This window comes from Roseibium aggregatum (assembly GCF_017309185.1).
Taxonomy (GTDB): domain Bacteria; phylum Pseudomonadota; class Alphaproteobacteria; order Rhizobiales; family Stappiaceae; genus Roseibium; species Roseibium aggregatum_B.
This window is the reverse complement of record NZ_JAEKJZ010000001.1, coordinates 2530936-2549797: the sequence shown is the minus strand read 5'-3', so window position 1 is coordinate 2549797 and position 18862 is coordinate 2530936. Positions and strand designations below refer to the sequence as shown.

The window sequence follows — 18862 nt, the reverse complement described above, 5'->3', positions numbered from 1 at the left end:
CGATCCGGGGCTTTCCGATTCCGGAGTGGAGGCCTTTCATTCCGCAGCTTCAAGTTCCTTTTGAGGTTCCGGAGCCAAAGGCTTTCCCATGCTGTTTTCCAGCCTGTTCTTGTGGGTTCTGACGAATACCTCTCCCGTCTTCCGGCCGATCTCGAAGAGTTCCGTCAGATTGAAGTTGCTCCAGTCGAGCACGTGAGGCCAGTGGTCTTCTGGAATGTGCTGTCTGAACGGCATGCGCAGGAGTTCGGTCCGGCTGCGGTGGATGGAGCCTTCCGACTTGCCGACCATCTCCGTTTCCCTGTTTTTCAGATAGGATTCGCGCTCATTCGCAAAGCTCGGGTCTTCCGCCATCGCGAGATCGACAAGGTCCTTGAATGCCGGGTCGCTGGTTTTGTCCAGATAGGCCTGGGCGCGGTTGTCGAAGGCCGCCATATCCGCGTCCGCGCTGCCCAGAAGATCGACGAGTTGGTAGAGGTCGCGCTTTCTCTGAATGAGGTCGCAACCTTTCTTGAAGTCCGTTGTCTTCGTCCCCGCCGTTTCGGCTGCCTGTTGCATTTCTCTCAGGAACAGCTCGTGGGCGTGAATCTCCCGCCTGTTCTTGAATTCGGTCAGGCTGTTTTCGGCAAGCCGGGTGAGGGGGGCGATGATGGACTGGACCCAGGCATCGGTCAGGTCACGAGGTTCGTCGATCAGTTCCCGGTAGCCGAGCACGTCCATGAAGACGATGGTGTCGATATCGTTTTCGACCATGACGTCGCCCGGGTTGAATTCGAGTGGGTTGAACGCGGATCCCTCCAGGAAGGTCTTCGGCTTGTCCGCGTCCGGCAACTTAAGCTTGAAGGGTTCGTAGATCAGCGGCATCGCGAGGGCCGCCTTGGTGTGATCGATGGTGATTTCGTTCCGGTTGAAGGTGATTTCCTTCCTGTCCTCGACACTGTAGGCGGTGAGCCGGAAGAGGGTGTCGCCAAGGTTCTCGACAAGCTGTTCGAAATCGACAATCGCTTCGATCCAGGAGGGCGCCTGGCAGAGGCCCTTGCTGAAGGGGGTGAGGTTGGATGGCATCAGCGTTGCCGCCACAAGCGCCGTCCAGTCCCGCAAAAACTGCTGCGCGGGTGTTTCGTTTTCGAAGGGGCGCAGGAACCAGGCATTGAAAACCGGAGCCAGCAATTCCGCGGCCGGACCCGGCTTCTGGAAAATCTTGTAGTTGATGGGCATGACCTTGTAGATGAGGTCGTTGATGCCCAGGAACTGGGTTTGAAAGAGTGCATCGCGGCGGGCGGCGATCAGGTCATCGTCCGGCCGCGATTTCTGCGGCGAGGCATAAAGCAGTCCCGCCAGCATGCCGGCGCCGGTTGTCGATATGACCTTGTATTCGAGCCCCGCTTCGTCCAGGGCCAGCAAGGCGCCGCTCATGAGCGGCAGATTCGGGGCGCCTCCGCCCAAAACCAGTCCAATAGGCATAAGTCTATCCTCTAAAGAAAAACAATTAGAGGTTTACATTAACAAAAATCTCGCCTCTTGGTGCTCAAAAAAATGCCTGCCGGTGCGTTTGCCATGGAAGTCATTCCGGGCCTTGATGAAATTCATTCAGCAAATTTGTTTGCGTGTCGGATGAAGGCTTCCTAGCTTGATTGGATGTGCAGAGGAGAAATCGAATGACGGATACCAAGGTTGCCCTGGTTACCGCCGGAGGGTCCGGCATGGGGGCGGAGGCCGCTCGGCAGCTTGCCGCCGACGGATTCAAGGTTGCGATCCTGTCGTCTTCCGGAAAGGGGGAAGCCTTGGCGGAAGAGCTTGGCGGGCTGGGTTTCACCGGCTCCAATCTGAGATCCGTCGACTTGAAGTCGTTTGTCGATAAAGCTCAAGAAGTTTATGGAAGAATTGATGTTCTTGTGAACTCGGCTGGTCATGGGCCGAAAGGGGATATCCTGGATATCAGCGATGAGGACTGGCATTTTGGCATGGATGTCTATCTCATGAATGTCATCCGCCCGAGCCGTCTGGTGGCTCCCTTGATGGCCGCGCAAGGCGGTGGCACCATCCTCAATATCTCCACCTTCGCAACATTCGAACCGGATCCGATGTTTCCGACCTCCGGGGTCTTCCGCGCCGGCCTGGCGAGCTTTACGAAGCTGTTCTCCGACAAATTCGCGGACCGGAACGTGCGCATGAACAATATCCTGCCGGGCTTCATCGACAGTCTGCCTGAGAAAGAAGACCGCAAGGCGCGCATTCCGATGGGCCGATATGGCCGCTCCGACGAGGTCGCCGGTCTGGTTTCCTATCTTGCCAGCGATGCGGCCGCCTATATCACGGGGCAGAATATCAGGATCGATGGCGGGCTGACGCGGTCGGTTTGACAGCGACAGGCTGCATCAGAAGGTCATACCAACAAGTCGAGGTGGTTCCGCTCGGTTTCCCTGGGCATAGTCAAGCAGCCCACGGAGCCACAAGACACCACTTTCAAAGGTATCCTTGGAAAGCTCTTCCGGGCGGGTGTCAATAACGCGTGCAACATTCTCAAACTTTTTGCACGCTGGAAACGACGTTCTCTTGCCGTCTATACCAATCGGGCACCAGAGTTTTTGGTTGGCGAGTGCGCCCCAGGCGATGCCACGCTCGTAACATGTTAGCGCCCGGTATTTCGGTTCTATAAACACATTGTCCTCACGGTCTTTCATTCCCCAAAGACCGTCTTCTTCGAAACGTTTCAAAATACCGCCGCAACGTAAGATCGCTTCGCCTTCTTCTCCGGTCGGGCCGCTGGGTTTTGAAATCTCGTTGTTTTGTGAGTCAATCCAGAAGTGTCTGCCGTTTAGCTCGGCTTTGAATACATTTAGCAATCTTTCGGTCGGAGAAGTGGCTGTGTACCAATGGCTGTTACCCAAATGTGGGGAGAGCTTGTCGTACACCGGTGGAACCAAGAAAAGTCCGGTTTCGCTGATAATACCCCATTTCCCTTCAAAAGAGACTACCGCCCTTCCGCTTTGGAATTGGAAAACATTGTCATACCAACCGGTTGCAGGCAGGATCTTTCCATCCTGCGTCACGAATTTGTACCGACCTTTGTCGGCCCACACCAGATACGGATTCCTGCAATGGTCGCTGGTAAGAAGTAAATTTTTCGCGCTTCTTTTTGACCGTATCAAACGGGGCAGTTTTGGATGAACTACGGAAAAGAAACCATTTATTTCAATTATCTGGAGGCCGTCCGGGCAACTTAGGTGAACATGGCCGTTTCGCTGGTCTTCGAGCAGTTTTCCTTCCGAAGTGACGCTGTACCACCTTCCGTTTTTAAGAACGCGCGGCAACCGTCGGTCAGTCGATCGTTCGACATTCTCGTAATAGCGGCCAGTCAGTAGTTCTCCTTTTGGTGTTACCAAGCCGAGTTTGGGATTATCCCCAAACTTGCGGGCAAGGCCATAGCCGCCCATCCAGTAGCTCAGGCCCTCGTACTTCAGCGGAATGACCAATCTGCCGTTTTTATCTACCGCTCCAGACATCTTTTTCCGGGTTTGGGAAGACGTTTCTTCGGCATCGTCGGAAAAACCTTGCACCGTGGCAAAGTTGCCGATGACCCTATGGACCTTGGTGTAGCGAGGTGTAACCTGCCAGGTGCCGTCCGCTCTTAGGAGGCCAAAGAGCGGATCTTTGCCTTCCGCTTCGGAGGCCCAAAACAGGCCTTGGCTTGGCCTATCAAAGAAGTTTATTTTGTAGCGTTTTTCCGACAACCAACCCCGGTTGATGCGGTAAAGCCCAAATCGCCTTTTGAAAATGATGTCGCTTAGGCTTTCGAAGGGCGCAAGTCTCCAGCTTTCTTCGGGGTGCCGTTGTCCCTCCGCTATAAGAACAATGTCTTCAGTCAACGGAATTGCGCGGGCGAATTGCGTCTCGACGACGAGCTTACCGTTTCGGTCGATGACACCTGCCTGATTATCCAGAACGACCTCCGCATGTCCGGACGTGAAGGCACCAGCAAGTTCGAAGCGCGGCTTAATGACCATCGAGCCCGTGCTGTCGATGTAGCCCCATTTGCCGTGGCTTTTGACCGCCGCCAGTCCGCCGGCGAAAGGGGAGGCTTCTTCGAACTTGAAGGGGATCAAGGTTTGTCCCGATTTGCGGTCGACATATCCGCAAAGGTTGAACACCCCGCCACATTTGAACGAAAAGGTGGTAGCGTCAGCGACGCTCAGCGAACCCGTAAGCAGAAATGAGAAGAGGAAGACTGAGAAAAAGAACAATTCGCGAGACATCTGGACTGCTCCGCATCAAGTATGGTTGTAACTTGATCCTTCGAAAATGCGGCTTTAATGCAGTCAACGGTTGCAAAACTTGCTGATCCCAACATCTTGGGAAGTTTAAGAGATTGGTCGACCGACACCATGTGCCTGCGTACCAATCCTCCATTGGGTGCACTGGACAGCATTTTTGCGAAAAGGTAAGGCTACCTTACTAACTGCCGAAAGATGAGTCAGCTTCATGACGGCTTCGGACCGGTCCGCATCCGCCAAAACACCGCTAGATCCATTGGTCCCGTCAAGGGTCTGGGTGCTGCGCGGCGCGTTCTCTGCCATCTCCATACCCGCCTTTATCCTGAGCGCCGCCTTTGTCGGCTATGCGGGGCTTGCCCGGGAAACCGGACTGACCCTTATAGAAACCCTCGCCATGACAGGACTTGTCTGGGCACTGCCGTCGATCGTCGTTCTGACGGGCGCCCTGCAATCCGGCATGGGCATGATACCGGCGGCCATCGCCGTCGCTCTGGCGTCCGTCCGGCTCATGCCCATGACCATGGCGCTTCTTCCGATCATCAAGGTTCCGGGGAAGACCAAGACCTGGCAGCTTCTTCTCGCTTCCCATTTCGTTGCCGTGACAGCCTGGGTCTTTGCGATGAGGAACCTGCCGGAGCTCCCCAGGGAAGCCCGTCTGCCGTTTTTTCTGGGGTTCGGCGGGGCGTTGACGGGTTTCGTGTTTTGCATAACGGGCATTGCCTATCTTCTGGTTGAGCAACTTCCACAGGTTGTGGCCGGTGCGTTGTTCCTCCTGACACCGATCTATTTTCTCTGTTCTCTCTGGGGTGCGGCGCGGCTCGGTGCCGACAAGGTCGCCTTGGCCGTCGGTCTTGTTCTCGGGCCGGTGTTCTACGTCTATTTTCCCGGGCTTGATCTGCTCTTGACGGGTGTCATCGGCGGAACGCTCGCTTATGTCGGCTCGCGGTTCATGCGCAAGGGGCTGTTGTCATGACGCAGACATGGTGGTGGCCGCTCGCGATGATCCTGATTGCCGGTTGGCTGGCAACCGATGTCTGGCGCTGGATCGGTGTGTTCGCAGGCGGCAGGTTGCGGGAAGACGGCGAACTTCTCATCTGGGTCCGGTGCGTCGCGACGGCGCTTGTGGCAGGACTGATCGCCAAGCTGATCCTGTTTCCGCAAGGCACCTTGTCCGAAACGCCGATGTGGTTGCGTCTCGCGGCCGCGGCTTTCGGCTTTGCCATGTTTCTGATCGCCAAGCAGAGAGTTATCGCCGGCGTTCTGGCCGGCGAGGCGTTCCTCATCTGCGGGTGGGTGCTGCTCGATGCCGAGGCCTGGATGCTCTGACCTGTAGCGGACACGGACAGGTTGCGCTATCGTTTCGGACAGGTGCTCGGAGAACAAGAGGCGGGCAATGGCGGATCAGCTGGAACTCTTCTACAGCCCACGAACACGGGCAACCGGCGTGCGGGTGCTTCTGGAGGAGCTGGATGCTCCCTACAAACTCAACGTCTTGAACCTGAAGCTCGGGGAAAACCGCAAGCCGGAGTTTCTGGCCGTCAACCCTTCCGGCAAGGTTCCAACGCTCCGTCATGGCAACGCGGTGATCACGGAGCAGGTTGCCATCTACATCTATCTGGCTGACCTGTTTCCGGAAAAAGGCCTGGCTCCGGCGCTGGACGATCCGCTGCGGGGCCCTTACCTGCGCTGGTTCGTCCACATGGCGTCCTGTTTCGAACCGGCTCTTGTCGACAAGGCGATGCAGCGGGAGGAGCCGCCGCAATCCATGTCGCCGTACGGCAGCTTCGACACGGTCATTGAAAACATGCGCGCGCAACTGGCCGAGGGGCCTTATGTGCTTGGCGAAAAAATGACGGCGGTCGATGTTCTTTGGTCGGCCGGTCTCAGATGGGGCATGCTCTTCGGCATCGTGCCGGACCTTGAGGAATTCAAAGATTATATCGAGCGCAATTTCGATCGTCCGGCCGCTCAGAAGGTCATGCGTGAAGATCAGCAGTTGGCCCAGGAACAGGACGACGCTGCGGAAAGGGCCGGCGTCGTCTGAACCGGTCAGGCAAGGGCCGCGCGTATTTTTTCCGCATGCGCGGCCAGAAGATCGTTATCTGCCATTTCTCCCGTGTGCGGTTTCAGGCGAACGCCCTCGAAACGCGGGATAATGTGGACATGGGTATGAAACACCACCTGGCCTCCGGCCGGTTCGGAGAACTGCTGGATGGTGGTTCCGTCCGCGTCGAAGGCCTTCAGGACCGCGCGAGCCATTTTCTGCACGGTCGCCATGAGCGACGACAGGTCCTCCGGAGCAATGTCGAGAATGTTGCGTGACGGTTCCTTCGGAATGGCGAGGATGTGACCGTCTCCACGCGGCATGATATCCATGATCACCAGGGTATTGTCGTCTTCGTAGATCTTGTGACTGGGCAATTCGCCCCGCAGGATCTTCGCGAAGACATTCTGATCGTCGTAAGCGGGCGTGGACATGCTGCAAGTTCCCGATTGAATTGATTGGCGCTCCGAAGGGTTGCGCGCGAGACTAAGCGCACATTCGTGGGCGGAGCAAGAGCGAAATGGACCAAAGCGGTCCGCCGGCGCTCAAGGCAATCTCGAAGAGCCTGAGCGCCGGCTTGAGGGTCTTGTCAGGCCGCCGCCTTGACTGTTCGGTCCACCGACACAAGGTTGGCCACACCCGCGAAATCCACCTTGCCGCTGCCCAGAACCGGAACCTTCGGCACCACGCGAACGTCCGCCGGGATCATGAGATCCTGCGCGCCGGATGTCTTCGCGGCTTCGATGAAGGAGGACCGTGTCGCGTTCGGGCACTCGGTGATCAGGATGAGTTTTTCACCCTTGCGCGGGTCCTTGACGGCGGCGACGGCGGAAAGATGCTCCGGCCAGATTCTCCCGGCGATGGCTTCCACGGCGGCCAGGGACACCATCTCTCCGCCGATCTTGGCGAAACGCTTTGCGCGCCCCTTGATTGTCATGAAGCCTTCCTTGTCGATCTCGACGATGTCGCCGGTGTCGTGCCAGCCGTCGACCAGCGGTTCGACGACGCCTGGCTTGTCCGCCTTCAGATAGCCGACCATCACATTGGGGCCCGTGACGAAAAGACGGCCGCCGGTTTCGACACCGGGCACGGGTTCGAGGCGCGCGGACATGCCGGGCATCAGCTGGCCGACCGTTCCCGCCTTGTTGAACATCGGTGTGTTGAGCGCGATGACGGGCGCCGTCTCGGTAACGCCGTAGCCTTCCAGCACCCGGACACCGAAACGCTCCATGTAGGTCTGCCGCGTCGCGGGTTTGACCGGCTCGGCGCCGGCGAAGCAGTAGCGCAGGGAGCGGAAATCGTAAGCGTGAGCCACGCGTGCATATCCGTTCAGGAACGTGTCGGTGCCGAACAGGATGGTGGCGTTGGATGCGTAGATCAGCTCCGGCACGATCCGGTAGTGGAGCGGCGAAGGGTAGAGATAGGTCGGCACGCCGGAAATCAGCGGCAGGATTGTTCCCGCCGTCAGGCCGAAGGAATGGAACATCGGCAGCACGTTGAACACCTTGTCGGAGGGGGTGAAGTCGATCCTTGCCGCCGCCTGGTTCGCGTTAGCCAGAATGTTCCTGTGGGTCAGGACGACGCCCTTGGGAGTGCCCTCGGAGCCCGAGGTGAACAGGATCACCGCGGTGTCGGAGGAACTGCGCCGGACAAGGGGACGCCTTTTGGTCAGGAGGCCCCGGACCTTGTTCAGGATTCCGATTTCCTGGCGCAGGTCCTCGAGCCAGACGACATTCACGTGCTGTTCCAGTCCGGCGACCAGAGCCTCCAGCTTGGCCTGCTTGACGAAGGCCCTGGAAGACAGGATCGTGCCGAGATCGGCCGCGCGGCAGGCTGACAGGACATTTTCCATGCCAGCGGTAAAGTTGAGCATGGCCGGTACCTTGCCCGCGGACATGGCCGCCAGAACCGTCGCGGCGCAGTCGTTGGCATTCGGCAGCATGACGCCGATGGCGTCCTTGTCTTCTTCCAGACGTCGGATTTTTCGGCCAAGCACGGAGACACCGGTCAACAGCTTGCCGTAGCTGAGCTTGCCGGTCAGCGGATCTTCCAGCGCGGTTTCGGAAAGTCCGCGCTCCGCTGCGGTCGCGATCACGGTTTCCAAGATGGTCTCGTTCTTGGCCAGGCTGGTGTCGAACATGAGGCCGGACATGATCTTGTACAGGGCGGCGCCGGCGGCGGAGCGGCGCTGGCGGCCCTTGAGGTCCTCAGGCAATTCCAGGCTTTGCGGTTCCATGATCGTTACCTTCACTTTCGGAAACAGGGCTTTACGGATCTGGCCGGGTTTCAGGTAGGAAAACGGCGTCTTCTCCAGACCGTCGATGCGGATGGGTACGATCTTGGCGCCCGTCTTGTCGGCAACCATCGCGGCGCCGTCATAGATCTTCATGAGAGTTCCGGTGACTGTCAGGCGGCCCTCTGGAAAGATCGCCATCGGTTCTCCGGAATTCACAACCTTGATCAGCGAGCGGGTCGCCATCGGCTTGGCCGGATTGATCGGCATGGAGTTGGCGAGTTTCAGGAAGGGTTTGACCCACCAGCGTCTGGCGATGTTGTAGTCCACCGCGAAGGTCGGCTCCCTGTCGGTCAGTGTCAGCGCAAGGCCGGCATCCAGATAACTCACATGGTTCAACGCGAGGATCGGTGCGTCACCCGCCTTCTTCAGGTTCTCAAGACCCTCGATCTCGACGCGGAAGAACACCCGGTAGAGGATCGAAATCGCGTCTCGCATGGGATTGGTCGGCAGCAGTTTGAACATCAAGATCGCCACACAGGCATTCAAGATGGCCAGGGTCAGGAAGATGCTCTGCAATGAAAGACCCAGTTTCTGGGCACCCGCGAGGAGGAGGCTGCCGAGAACCATGATGGCGGCTCCAAGAGCATTGCTTCCGGCAATGCGCCGGGCGCGGTGTGCGGGGTCGGCCCAGGCCTGCAGGGCTGTGAAGGTCGGAACGGCGAGGAGGGCGCCGGAGACAGCGAGCCCGGCCATGTCGATACCGAGCTTCGTGACTCCTTGCTGCTGGAAGAAGTCACCCGCCGTGAGGGAAGGCGGGACTGACGGGAGACCGGCTAGGGTCAGCGCGGTGTCCAGCATGAACAGGGCAATCAGCGCGGTGCCGACCGGGGCGGGCAGCAGGACAACCCGACCCGCGGAAAGCCATGCGGCAAGAGCCGAGCCGAGGCCGACGGACAAGGCGAACACCGTCAGGAAGCCGGTGATAACCGTTTCATCCCCGCCCAGGGAGTTCTTCACCATCAGCGGCAGAAGGGAAAGCACGACCGCGCCGGTCAGCCAGAACCAGGCATTCATCAGGGCGACCTTGAACAGGCGTCTGTCTTCAGCCAGATCGGCCATGATGCGCCAGGTTGCGGTCAGCACGTTCCAGTCGACCTTGAGGCCTGGATCGGCCGCGGGCGCACCGGGGATCAGGCGGCTTGCGCCGTAACAGCCCAGTGCCAGCAGGATCATGACCGGGGCAAAGGCCAGCGCCGGAGTTTCGGAGGTGAACAGGAAACCGGCGGAAATCGTGCCGCCGAGGATCGCCAGGAACGTACCGGCTTCGACCCAGGCATTGGCGCGAGGCAGTTCATGCGTCGCAAGATGATCGGGAAGGAGCCCGTATTTGACCGGGCTGAACAGCGCCGACATGGCGCCGAAAACGAACAGCGCGGCAAAAAGCACCGGCACGGAGGAAACGATCATGCCGGTGACCGCAAGGCCCGCGCCGGCGACCTCGACCGATTTTGTGAGCCGGGCGAGTTTCGACTTGTCGTATTTGTCCGCCAGCTCGCCGCCAAGGGCGGAAAGAAACAGGAAGGGGGCAATGAAGACAGCGCCGGCCAGTGCGACCAGAGTGCCGGTTCCCGTGGACGCCGCGCCGCCCTGTCCCAACTGGAACAGGACCAGGAAAATCAGCACGTTCTTGAGAAAGTTATCGTTGAAGGCGGACAGAAACTGCGTCCAGAACAACGGGGCAAACCGCCGGGATGTCATCAGGGAATTGCGCATGAGTGTCCTCCTTGAGCGGGCCGGTCCTGTCAAAGGCCGGTAATCCGCTCTTGCGCTTTCGTTGCGTAGGATTTGGGTGAAAGGGCGGGCCGGTCCGGAGAGGGCGGCGCTCGGCCGCCGCGCCCGGACCGGAAGGGTCAGGCCTGTTCAGGCTTGCTGATGTCCATGAGGAGTTTCTCGGTTTTGGCGTCTTCAAGCCGGTTGTGGAACTTCGAGGCTTCTTCCCGGTCCCGCAAGGTCTTGGTCAGGGTGACCGCCGAATGCACGAGCATGATCGCGGCCATGGTGTAAAACCCTTTCGCGGAGAAACTGGCTTCCAGATTGTAGATGCCGAGACCCATCATGATCGCTGCAACTGCGAAGCTCACAACAGTGAAAATCGTCCAGTTCTGGGAGTGTTTGGCGGTTGTGTCCTGCATGGCAAAGTCCTTTCTCAGGAGTTGGATTCAAGAAGGAGGGGCATTTCGGATTTCAGGCGCGCAAGCACCTCGTCCGCGCGTCTGCGAACAGGCTTGCCGCAGCCGGCTTCGGCAAGCTTTTCAATGACGGCGTTTGCTGAGTCCGCCGGCGATAGCGCCGCGAACTCTCTATCGGCCAGCCGGTCACGTTCCTGCCGGTTCAAAATGTCGTCGAGGCGGTTTTCCGCCTGGGCAAGGGCCGACTGACCGGCTGAAGCCCCCATAGACTGCGCCTTTTGGATCTGCTCCCGGACCTCGGCCGTGCGTTCCCCGCGTTTCAGGGCACGCAGCCGGTTTTGTGCCCGGTACAGCTGGTCTGTGAGCTGGGCCAAGTCCTCGTCAAAGGACTTGATCGCCGCCTCCAGCTCCGTTTTTTCGTCTTCGAGAACGGCGATGGCCTCGGCGGCCTCCCTGGCTAGGCTTTCAGCTCCTTTGAGCACGGCGTTTCGCGTCCGGTTTTCCAGGTCCTCGATCGACGCTTCGAGTTTTTTCAGGCGTCGGCGGTCGAGTTGCTGCTCGGCCTTCGCCCGGGCCAACGCGGCCTGGGCCGACCGGACGGACTGCGCGGCGGTACGCAGCGTCCATCCCAGGGCAGGCAGGGCGGATGGGTCGCCGGTGCCACCTGGGGTGTTGTCGAAAAGCGCCCTTAATTGGGCGATGAATGGTTCAAACATGGTGCCTCCGCGAAAAGTGAACAGGGTTCACTATTTGACAAAGCCACGTCATTCGGGGTAAGTCAAGAAAAAAATGAACTGAGTTCACTTTTATGGAGGGGCCCGGAATTGGCCGGAATTCAAAAAGCGAAAAGCGAAGAGACCCAGAGGCGCGTGCTGGAGGCGGCGGTTGCCGCTGTCGAGGCCGGGGGGCTGGAGGCGATTCACATCAGGAAGATCGCGGCGCAGGCGGGGTATTCGGTCGGGTCGATCTACAAGCATTACGAGGATCAGGACGCCCTGATACTGGCTGTCAGTTCCGTTACGCTCGGCCGGATCAAGACGGTCATGGCCGAGGCTGTCGAAGGCATTGAAGAACCGTTGGCAAGGCTGAAGTCTCTTGCCCAGTCCTATCTGACCTTTGCGCGCGACAACCGGAACCTGTTGACCGCATTGTTTGCTTTTCAAATTTCCGAGGGAAAACAGACGCCGGACTGGCATATCCAGGAAAATATCGCCTTGCTGGGTTTTATCGCCGGGCCGTTGCGGGAGCTCGATCCGGATCTTGACGACGAGGCGCTGGCCGCCCGCACCCGCACGTGTTTCGCGGCCGTGCATGGTCTCGTGACGATCAGCCTGGAAGAACGGTTCATCGGTCTTTACGGCGACCGTCTCGAGAAGGAAATGGACTTTCTTGTCGAACGGCTCGCTGGGTGAAGGGCGAAATCTTTCGAAACGGTCAGGTTCCACAATATGTTCTGTAAGCGCCAAAATCGTCCGGAGCCGGCATCGCATAGTCTTCAAGACCGGGTCTTTCCTCAAACGGCGCGGCAAGAACGGTCAGGAGTTTTTTGACCGGCTCGTAGTCGCCGGTTTCGGCCGCGCCAAGGGCTTCTTCCACCTTGTGGTTCCGTGGAATGTAAACCGGATTGCAGAGGTTCATCCGTTTCCCGATCTCTTCCGGAGCGCAGCCTTCTTTCGCAAGCCGGGCTCGCCAGTCTTCAAGCCAGCTGTCGAAGGGGCCGGATTCCTGGAAAAGTGTGCGGGCGCTTTCCGCCGGGCCGGAGGTCACGTTTGCAAGACGGCGGAACAACAACGTGTAGTCGACCTTCTGGCGTCTCATCGCTGCAAGCAGGGTCTCGATCAGCTCAAGGTCGCCATCCTCTCTGGTCGCCAGTCCAAGTTTTGCGCGCATGCCTTCTAGCCAGAAGCCCTGGTAGAGCTCGGGAAACCGCTTGAGTTCGCCGGTGACCCTGTCAACCGCGCGATCGACATCGTCCGGCTCGATCAGCGCCAGAAGGGTTTCGGCAAGACGGGCAAGGTTCCACTGCGCCATCATGGGTTGACGGCCGTAGGCATAGCGGCCGCCGGTGTCGATGGAACTGAAAACGGTTTCGGGATCGTAGGCCTCCATGAACGCACAGGGCCCGTAATCGATCGTTTCGCCGGAAATCGTCGTGTTGTCGGTGTTCATCACGCCGTGGATGAAGCCCACCAGCATCCAGTTGGCGATGAGGGATGCCTGACGTTCGACGACCCGGCTGTAAAGGGTGAGATATTTGTTTTCCGCCTCCGCGAGGTCCGGATCGTGGCGGGCGATGGCATAATCCGCAAGCTGGCAGAGCTTGCCTGTTTCTCCGCGGGCGGCGAAAAACTGGAACGTGCCGACGCGCAGATGACTGGCGGCAACGCGGGTAAGCACCGCGCCGGGCTTCGGACCCTCGCGGAAGACTGTTTCGCCGGTGGTCGCGGCAGCCAGGGCGCGGGTTGTCGGAATCCCGAGCGCATGCATGGCCTCGCCGAGGATATATTCCCGCAACACCGGACCGACGACCGCTTTGCCGTCACCGCCGCGCGAAAACGGCGTCGGACCGGAGCCTTTCAGATGAATGTCGCACCGTCGGCCTTTGGAATCGATCACTTCGCCGATCAGGATCGCACGTCCGTCTCCGAGTTGGGGCGAGAAGCCGCCGAACTGATGACCGGCGTAGACCTGGGCGAGGGGAGAGGCGCCGGCCGGCTTTTCGGCGCCGGTGAAGATGGCGGCGCCTTCAGCCGTCTCCAGTTGGTTCGCGTCGAGGCCGAGATCTTCAGCGAGGGGGCGGTTCAGAAGGACCAGTTCCGGCGCCGGCACCTTCGCGCCCTCCCAGGCGACATAAAACCCGGGCAGTTCCCGGGCGTAGCTGTTGTCGAACTGGAAAAGAGGCGGCTTGGCGGTCATGAAAAGGATCCGGCGACTGATGGCGTTGTCCTGCAGCATATAGGTCGTCTGGGCAAATCGTGCAGGTCCCGCTCCAAACTGTTTTCCGGAACAAAAAGAGCAGCCCGGAGGCTGCTCTAAGGCTGCTGACAAACCCTCACAAGGTCATTCCGGACAAATGCAGCGGAGCTGCGTGCAGATCCGGAACCCAGACCTATTCCGTGCCGAAGGCGCTCAATACTCTAATTTTAACAGATAGATACGAGAATTTGTGCTCGCTGTCGCTCGCGCTGATGTCTGGATCCCGGCTCACGCGACACCGCTTCGCGGCGCGCTGGCCGGAATGACTTCACGAGGTTTGTCAGCAATCCAAGAGCAGCCCGGAGGCTGCTCTTGAGGGTCTTGCCGGAAGAGATGTCGTCTCTTCGGGTGTCCGTCAGTGTTCCAGGATGTATCTGCGTCCGGTTTCCTGCAGCGGGCGCGCGTTCGAGGAATACAGCGCCTCGAATTCCGCGATTGCGTTCTCTGATACCTTGAGTGGTTTCTTCAGGAGCGTCCAGATGACTGTTTCGGAACAGGGAGGTGTCGTGAGCGAGCCCTGGTAACGGTAGAAGTGCTCGCCGGTTGGAATGATGTCGGCCGGATTTGCCGTGCCGAGATTCACCGTTTCACCGGAAGACCTGGGAGCCGAGTCCATCACCTTCTGGAAGAGGCCGTTGTCGCTACCGCCTTCGATCATGGCGCCCAACACGGCAATGGTTCCATCGTCGGCAACATGAACGAAATGGGCTTCCATCGGAAATTTCCGGCCATCAATGGCGTGTTCGGAAGGCGCATGGAAATGGAATTGCACCAGCTTGTAGGTCTTGCCGTTCAGCTCGATCGAACCGCCGTTTTCGCTGTTCGCCTGGATGCTGTGGCCGTTGTTCACTTCCGTCCAGTCCGCATCCTTGTTCCAATGGAACACGATGGCTTCCGGCTCCGCCTTGATGGCGTTGGTCAGATCGACCGGCGATTGTTCGTCTCCGGCCTCGCAAGTTTCGAAGTTTTCGGCAATCTGACCCCAATGCGCCGGGCCTCCGGCACCTTCGTAGGACCAGTGCGGCTTGTCCGCAGCCATGACGGACGTGGTCAGCGCGATTGCGGTCGCCGCCGTTGCAAGAAAACGAATTTTCATGAGTTACTCCGTGTCACCCCGGCGCGGCACTTCCGTCGCGTCTTCTAGGGTGTTCATGGCTTACGTAGCAGTCTCTTCAGCGTAAAGTTAAATTTCTTTAATTAAAAAGTAAGTGAGTGTATTTGCGTAGTTGACTCTAACTAAGGTTGCTTTGAAGTGTTTGTAAAGAACTTTCAATTTCCTTCCGAATTTCGGAGGTGAGGTTTTTGGGATTTGCTTTGTTGTCGATTGATTGTGAAACGATCAATTTAAGTGCGTGGGTGGTAAGAGACTTCTTTACCGGCCGTAGGCGGCCAGAAATATCTTTACGGCTTCGTTGACGTTCTGGTCGACTTCGCCGCTGTTCGGCTGCGGCCCCGCGTTCAGGAGCGATCGTCTGAGCAGACCTGAAACGCAGAGGTCGAAAAATTGTCCTGCCGCGAGTTCCGTGTCGCAGGGACGCAGGTCTCCCTTGGTGACACGTTCCTGAATGAACGCGCCAAGTTCGCGCCGCCCCCGGCAGGGACCGGACTCGTAGACCAGTTCGCCGAACTGGGGGAATTTCTCGGCCGCGCCGATCACCATGCGCAATGTGGATATTTTCTCGGGCCGAACCATCTTCATGACATAGTTGCGCCCGATCCGCTTCAGGTCGGTTTCGATATCCGACTGACTGATCAGGATTTCCTGCATGCGTTCAGGCTGTCCGAGCCGTTCTTCCTGGATCAGAGCTTCGAACAAGGCTTCCTTGCTGTTGAAGTAGACATACAAGGTGCCTTTGGAGACACCGGCCTCTTTGGCGATGACCTCCATGCTGGCCCCGTCAAACCCCTTGGCGCGAAAGACCGTCCGCGCACCGTCCAGGATCTGCCGGCGCTTGGCATTATCGGTTGTAGGCGCGGGCGCTTCCGCCACAGCGGCCATGTCTGGGGTATTGGAGTTCATTTTTTCCGGTCGACCTGAAAACGAGATTTTACGTGTCCGTACCCTAGGCGAATAACAGCTCTCCGTTAAGCATGCTGCCTTTTAAATGTCCTGTCACCCTCTTGCGTCGGGACGGTTTTATAAGCATATAGATGTTATTGACCGAACCGTTCAGTCAATAGGCTGCGCCAAGAAATTTTCAGCAAAGGACATCCCAGTGCCACGCACGGAAAAACAGACGGACAGCGATGCGATCGAGCGCGGTGCCGAAGCCGTGGTCAATCAGGACCAGGGCGATCCGGGCACGACATCGGCAGCGGCGTCCGGCGTGTCCGTCAGAAATTCAGCCTCGTCCGGGGATAAACCGCTCTCGAAACAGGAAACGGTGAAAACACCGGCAGTCCGGTCGGACCAGAACGCGGGTGCGCCAGAGCAGAAGAAAGGCTCCAAGGCGAAACGGATCTTCATGCTCGTCTTGCTCGCCGGGCTCGGCTTCGGAGGGTATGAGGCCTATCACTGGTGGACCGTCGGGCGGTTTTTCGAAACCACGGACGACGCTTATGTCAAGTCGGACATAACCGTGATTTTGTCCAAGGTCTCCGGCTATGTCTCTTCGGTTGAGGTGAGGGACAACCAGCATGTGAAGGCCGGCGACGTGCTTATCCGTATTGATGACGGGGACTACAAGCTCGCCGTGAAGTCCGCTCAGGATTCGATCGGGAGCGCCGAGGCCACCGTCGCTCGCATAAAAACCCAGATCGAGGCTGCCAAGACTTCGGTTCTGCAGGCCGAGGCGTCGGTCGCCTCCGCCGAGGCGGGCAACGATGAAGCGCAGGCGAATTACACCCGGCAGAAAAAACTGGCCGACAACAAGTTTGTCAGCCAGGCAACGCTCGATACCGCCGAGGCCAGCCTCAAGCAGGCTCAGGCGGACCTGAAAAGTGCCCGGGTCGCGGTCAAGCTGGCGAAAGCGGATGTCGAGGTGCTGATCGGTCAGAAAAAGGAGGCTGAGCAGGCCATCGTCGCCGCGCGGACTGCCCTGGAGCAGGCCAAGCGCGATCTGCAGTTCACGGTATTGCGGGCACCCGTGGACGGGATTGTCGGCAATCGTGCCGCTCAGGTCGGATCTCTGCTGCAGGCCGGCAGCCGCATCGCCGCGATCGTTCCGCTGGCCGATACCCATATCGATGCGAATTTCAAGGAAACGCAGCTGGAAGGGATTCATCCTGGCGCGGAAGTCGCGATCTCCGTCGATGCTTATCCGGACCAGCCGATCAAGGGGACGGTAGAGAGCATTTCGCCCGCGACCGGATCGGTCTTCTCTCTCTTGCCCTCGGAAAATGCGACCGGAAACTTCACAAAGGTAGTCCAGCGGGTTCCCGTCAAGATCAAGGTGCCGGAAGAGGAGATCGCCAGCGGCCATCTGCGCGCCGGCATGTCGGTCGTCGTCGAGGTCGACACGAGAACGGGCGGCGGAGACAGCGGACACCTGACCAAGGCCGCCATGCGCTAAGGCATATCCGCGGTGAGGTTCGAGAAACCGGTTCCGTTCTTACCGGAACCGTTACCAAGGCAATTCCGATGAGTTCGGCAGTCCAGAGTGCGTCCATCGACGGACGCAAACTAGTCACCTTTATCTTCATGGTGTTCGGGATGTTCATGGCCATCCTGGACATTCAGATCGTTTCCGCCTCGCTGTCTGAGATTCAGGCGGGACTAGGCGCATCGCAGGACGACATTCCCTGGGTTCAGACAAGCTATCTGATCGCGGAAGTGATCATGATCCCGCTGTCCGGTTATCTGTCGCGCATGCTTTCGACACGCTGGATGTTTGCCTTTTCGGCCGCCGGTTTCACGATCATGAGCCTGTTGTGTGCGACCGCTTCCACCATCGAGGAGATGATCCTCTATCGTGCGCTGCAGGGCTTTCTGGGCGGCGGCATGATCCCGACGGTGTTTGCGACGGCCTACCTGATTTTCCCGCGTGAGAAATTCAACGTCATTTCACCGGTGATCGGCCTGGTCGCCACGCTGGCGCCGACCATCGGGCCGACCCTCGGCGGCTACCTGACCGAATTCGGCTCCTGGCACTGGCTGTTCCTGATCAATGTCGTTCCCGGTATTTTCGTCACGCTCGCCGCGGTCACCATGATCGACTTCGACGAACCGGATTTTTCGCTTCTCGATCATTTCGACTGGTGGGGCTTCGCCGCCATGGCGGTGTTCCTCGGCTCGCTCGAATTCGTGCTTGAGGAAGGGGCGGGGGACGACTGGTTCCAGAGCGAGGAGATTCTGTTTTTCACCGTGTTGTGTGCCGCAGGGGGCTTCGCGTTCTTCTGGCGGGCCTTTACCGCGCGCGAACCGATTGTCGATCTCAGAGCCTTCGGTGACAAGAATTTCGCCATGGGCAGTATTTTCAGTTTTGTCATGGGCGTCGGCCTCTATGGCCTGACCTATCTCTATCCGGTTTATCTGAGCAGTGTGCGCGACTACACCTCCCTGCAGATTGGCGAGACCATGTTCGTCAGCGGTCTGGCGATGTTCCTGACCGCGCCGATCGCGGGTCGACTGACCTCGCTGCTTGATCCGCGTCTGATCATGGGGATCGGCTTTGCCGGTTTCGCGATCGGAACCTGGATGGTTACGGGCATTACCCATGACTGGGACTTCTGGGAGTTGCTGGTGCCACAGATCCTGCGCGGCTGCTCGCTGATGCTGTGCATGGTGCCGATCAACAACATCGCGCTCGGCATGCTGCCGCCGCATATGATCAAGAACGCTTCCGGGCTGTTCAATCTGACCCGCAACCTGGGCGGAGCGGTCGGGCTTGCGGTTATCAATACAGTCTTGAGCAACCGGCAGGATTTTCACTACGAGAGGATCGCCGAGACGGTCAACTGGTCCCGTCCGGTCGTCAACGAAACCCTGAACTCCATGGCCCAAGCCTTCTCGTCGCTCGGTGAAACCGCCCAGACGGCGGCACTGAAGTCGTTGTCGCAGATCGTGACCCGGGAAGCGTTTCTGATGTCCTTTTCAGACCTGTTTCTGATCCTGACCGGCCTGTTTCTGTCTCTGGTCCTGGCTCTGCTCTTCGTGGAGAAGCCGAAACCGGCCGCCGCCGGTGGCGGCGGCGGTCATTGACGAAAG

General features: G+C 58.8%; 16 protein-coding genes. 7 read left to right on the top strand and 9 right to left on the bottom strand.

Features of this window, described 5'->3' with window-relative positions; genetic code table 11:
• Nucleotides 1-36 precede the first annotated feature (36 nt).
• The gene (locus JF539_RS11070) at nt 37-1461 is read right to left on the bottom strand and encodes a patatin-like phospholipase family protein (protein ID WP_207140445.1); all 1425 of its coding nucleotides are present in this window, start codon (nt 1459-1461) and stop codon (nt 37-39) included.
• 194 nt (nt 1462-1655) lie between these two features.
• On the opposite strand from JF539_RS11070, the gene JF539_RS11065 reads away from it, so the two are divergent.
• Nucleotides 1656-2360 (top strand): SDR family oxidoreductase, encoded by a 705-nt coding sequence (locus JF539_RS11065; protein WP_207140444.1) that lies wholly within the window; start codon nt 1656-1658, stop codon nt 2358-2360.
• A gap of 15 nt (nt 2361-2375) precedes the next feature.
• Here JF539_RS11065 and JF539_RS11060 read toward each other — a convergent pair whose 3' ends face one another.
• Nucleotides 2376-4253 carry a WG repeat-containing protein gene (locus JF539_RS11060; RefSeq protein WP_207140443.1) on the bottom strand — a complete coding sequence of 626 codons (1878 nt, stop codon included), beginning with the start codon at nt 4251-4253 and terminating at the stop codon, nt 2376-2378.
• 226 nt (nt 4254-4479) lie between these two features.
• On the opposite strand from JF539_RS11060, the gene JF539_RS11055 reads away from it, so the two are divergent.
• From JF539_RS11055 to JF539_RS11045, 3 genes are all read left to right on the top strand, one after another.
• Nucleotides 4480-5244: an AzlC family ABC transporter permease gene (locus JF539_RS11055; RefSeq protein ID WP_207140442.1), complete on the top strand. Its 765-nt coding sequence runs from the start codon at nt 4480-4482 to the stop codon at nt 5242-5244.
• Nucleotides 5241-5597: an AzlD domain-containing protein gene (locus JF539_RS11050; protein WP_207140441.1), complete on the top strand. Its 357-nt coding sequence runs from the start codon at nt 5241-5243 to the stop codon at nt 5595-5597. The genes JF539_RS11055 and JF539_RS11050 overlap by 4 nt, the downstream gene beginning before the upstream one ends.
• Nucleotides 5598-5664: 67 nt before the next feature.
• Nucleotides 5665-6315, top strand: coding sequence for a glutathione S-transferase family protein (locus tag JF539_RS11045; protein WP_207140440.1), 651 nt, complete (start codon nt 5665-5667; stop codon nt 6313-6315).
• A gap of 5 nt (nt 6316-6320) precedes the next feature.
• Here the strand turns inward: JF539_RS11045 and JF539_RS11040 are convergent, their stop codons facing one another.
• The 4 genes from JF539_RS11040 to JF539_RS11025 all read right to left on the bottom strand — a co-directional run bounded on the left by JF539_RS11040 (nt 6321) and on the right by JF539_RS11025 (nt 11456).
• Nucleotides 6321-6749 (bottom strand): HIT family protein, encoded by a 429-nt coding sequence (locus JF539_RS11040; protein ID WP_207140439.1) that lies wholly within the window; start codon nt 6747-6749, stop codon nt 6321-6323.
• Nucleotides 6750-6904: 155 nt separating this feature from the next.
• Nucleotides 6905-10324 (bottom strand): acyl-[ACP]--phospholipid O-acyltransferase, encoded by a 3420-nt coding sequence (locus JF539_RS11035; protein ID WP_209017092.1) that lies wholly within the window; start codon nt 10322-10324, stop codon nt 6905-6907.
• A gap of 137 nt (nt 10325-10461) precedes the next feature.
• On the bottom strand, nt 10462-10743 hold the full coding sequence (locus tag JF539_RS11030) for a YiaA/YiaB family inner membrane protein (RefSeq protein WP_207140438.1): 282 nt from the start codon (nt 10741-10743) through the stop codon (nt 10462-10464).
• Nucleotides 10744-10757: 14 nt separating this feature from the next.
• Nucleotides 10758-11456 carry a PspA/IM30 family protein gene (locus JF539_RS11025; RefSeq protein ID WP_207140437.1) on the bottom strand — a complete coding sequence of 233 codons (699 nt, stop codon included), beginning with the start codon at nt 11454-11456 and terminating at the stop codon, nt 10758-10760.
• Nucleotides 11457-11564: 108 nt separating this feature from the next.
• On the opposite strand from JF539_RS11025, the gene JF539_RS11020 reads away from it, so the two are divergent.
• Nucleotides 11565-12152 (top strand): TetR/AcrR family transcriptional regulator, encoded by a 588-nt coding sequence (locus JF539_RS11020; protein WP_207140436.1) that lies wholly within the window; start codon nt 11565-11567, stop codon nt 12150-12152.
• Between the two features lie 22 nt (nt 12153-12174).
• Here JF539_RS11020 and JF539_RS11015 read toward each other — a convergent pair whose 3' ends face one another.
• The 3 genes from JF539_RS11015 to JF539_RS11005 all read right to left on the bottom strand — a co-directional run bounded on the left by JF539_RS11015 (nt 12175) and on the right by JF539_RS11005 (nt 15736).
• Nucleotides 12175-13656, bottom strand: a complete 1482-nt coding sequence (locus tag JF539_RS11015; RefSeq protein ID WP_207140435.1) for a protein adenylyltransferase SelO — start codon at nt 13654-13656, stop codon at nt 12175-12177.
• Between the two features lie 415 nt (nt 13657-14071).
• Nucleotides 14072-14812, bottom strand: coding sequence for a carbonic anhydrase (locus tag JF539_RS11010; RefSeq protein WP_207140434.1), 741 nt, complete (start codon nt 14810-14812; stop codon nt 14072-14074).
• Between the two features lie 276 nt (nt 14813-15088).
• Nucleotides 15089-15736, bottom strand: a complete 648-nt coding sequence (locus tag JF539_RS11005) for a TetR/AcrR family transcriptional regulator (protein ID WP_207140433.1) — start codon at nt 15734-15736, stop codon at nt 15089-15091.
• Between the two features lie 196 nt (nt 15737-15932).
• Between JF539_RS11005 and JF539_RS11000 the strand changes: the two genes are divergently transcribed.
• Nucleotides 15933-17228, top strand: a complete 1296-nt coding sequence (locus tag JF539_RS11000) for an HlyD family secretion protein (protein ID WP_328809230.1) — start codon at nt 15933-15935, stop codon at nt 17226-17228.
• A 68-nt stretch (nt 17229-17296) separates the two neighbouring features.
• Nucleotides 17297-18856 (top strand): DHA2 family efflux MFS transporter permease subunit, encoded by a 1560-nt coding sequence (locus tag JF539_RS10995; protein ID WP_207140432.1) that lies wholly within the window; start codon nt 17297-17299, stop codon nt 18854-18856.
• The last annotated feature ends 6 nt before the right edge of the window (nt 18857-18862 follow it).

Bases quoted from the DNA above. Each gene is read 5' to 3' on its own strand.
- JF539_RS11070 (WP_207140445.1), bottom strand. From the start codon at position 1,461: ATGCCTATTGGACTGGTTTTGGGCGGAGGCGCCCCGAATCTGCCGCTC.
- JF539_RS11065 (WP_207140444.1), top strand. From the start codon at position 1,656: ATGACGGATACCAAGGTTGCCCTGGTTACCGCCGGAGGGTCCGGCATG.
- JF539_RS11060 (WP_207140443.1), bottom strand. From the start codon at position 4,253: ATGTCTCGCGAATTGTTCTTTTTCTCAGTCTTCCTCTTCTCATTTCTG.
- JF539_RS11055 (WP_207140442.1), top strand. From the start codon at position 4,480: ATGACGGCTTCGGACCGGTCCGCATCCGCCAAAACACCGCTAGATCCA.
- JF539_RS11050 (WP_207140441.1), top strand. From the start codon at position 5,241: ATGACGCAGACATGGTGGTGGCCGCTCGCGATGATCCTGATTGCCGGT.
- JF539_RS11045 (WP_207140440.1), top strand. From the start codon at position 5,665: ATGGCGGATCAGCTGGAACTCTTCTACAGCCCACGAACACGGGCAACC.
- JF539_RS11040 (WP_207140439.1), bottom strand. From the start codon at position 6,749: ATGTCCACGCCCGCTTACGACGATCAGAATGTCTTCGCGAAGATCCTG.
- JF539_RS11035 (WP_209017092.1), bottom strand. From the start codon at position 10,324: ATGCGCAATTCCCTGATGACATCCCGGCGGTTTGCCCCGTTGTTCTGG.
- JF539_RS11030 (WP_207140438.1), bottom strand. From the start codon at position 10,743: ATGCAGGACACAACCGCCAAACACTCCCAGAACTGGACGATTTTCACT.
- JF539_RS11025 (WP_207140437.1), bottom strand. From the start codon at position 11,456: ATGTTTGAACCATTCATCGCCCAATTAAGGGCGCTTTTCGACAACACC.
- JF539_RS11015 (WP_207140435.1), bottom strand. From the start codon at position 13,656: ATGACCGCCAAGCCGCCTCTTTTCCAGTTCGACAACAGCTACGCCCGG.
- JF539_RS11010 (WP_207140434.1), bottom strand. From the start codon at position 14,812: ATGAAAATTCGTTTTCTTGCAACGGCGGCGACCGCAATCGCGCTGACC.
- JF539_RS11005 (WP_207140433.1), bottom strand. From the start codon at position 15,736: ATGAACTCCAATACCCCAGACATGGCCGCTGTGGCGGAAGCGCCCGCG.
- JF539_RS10995 (WP_207140432.1), top strand. From the start codon at position 17,297: ATGAGTTCGGCAGTCCAGAGTGCGTCCATCGACGGACGCAAACTAGTC.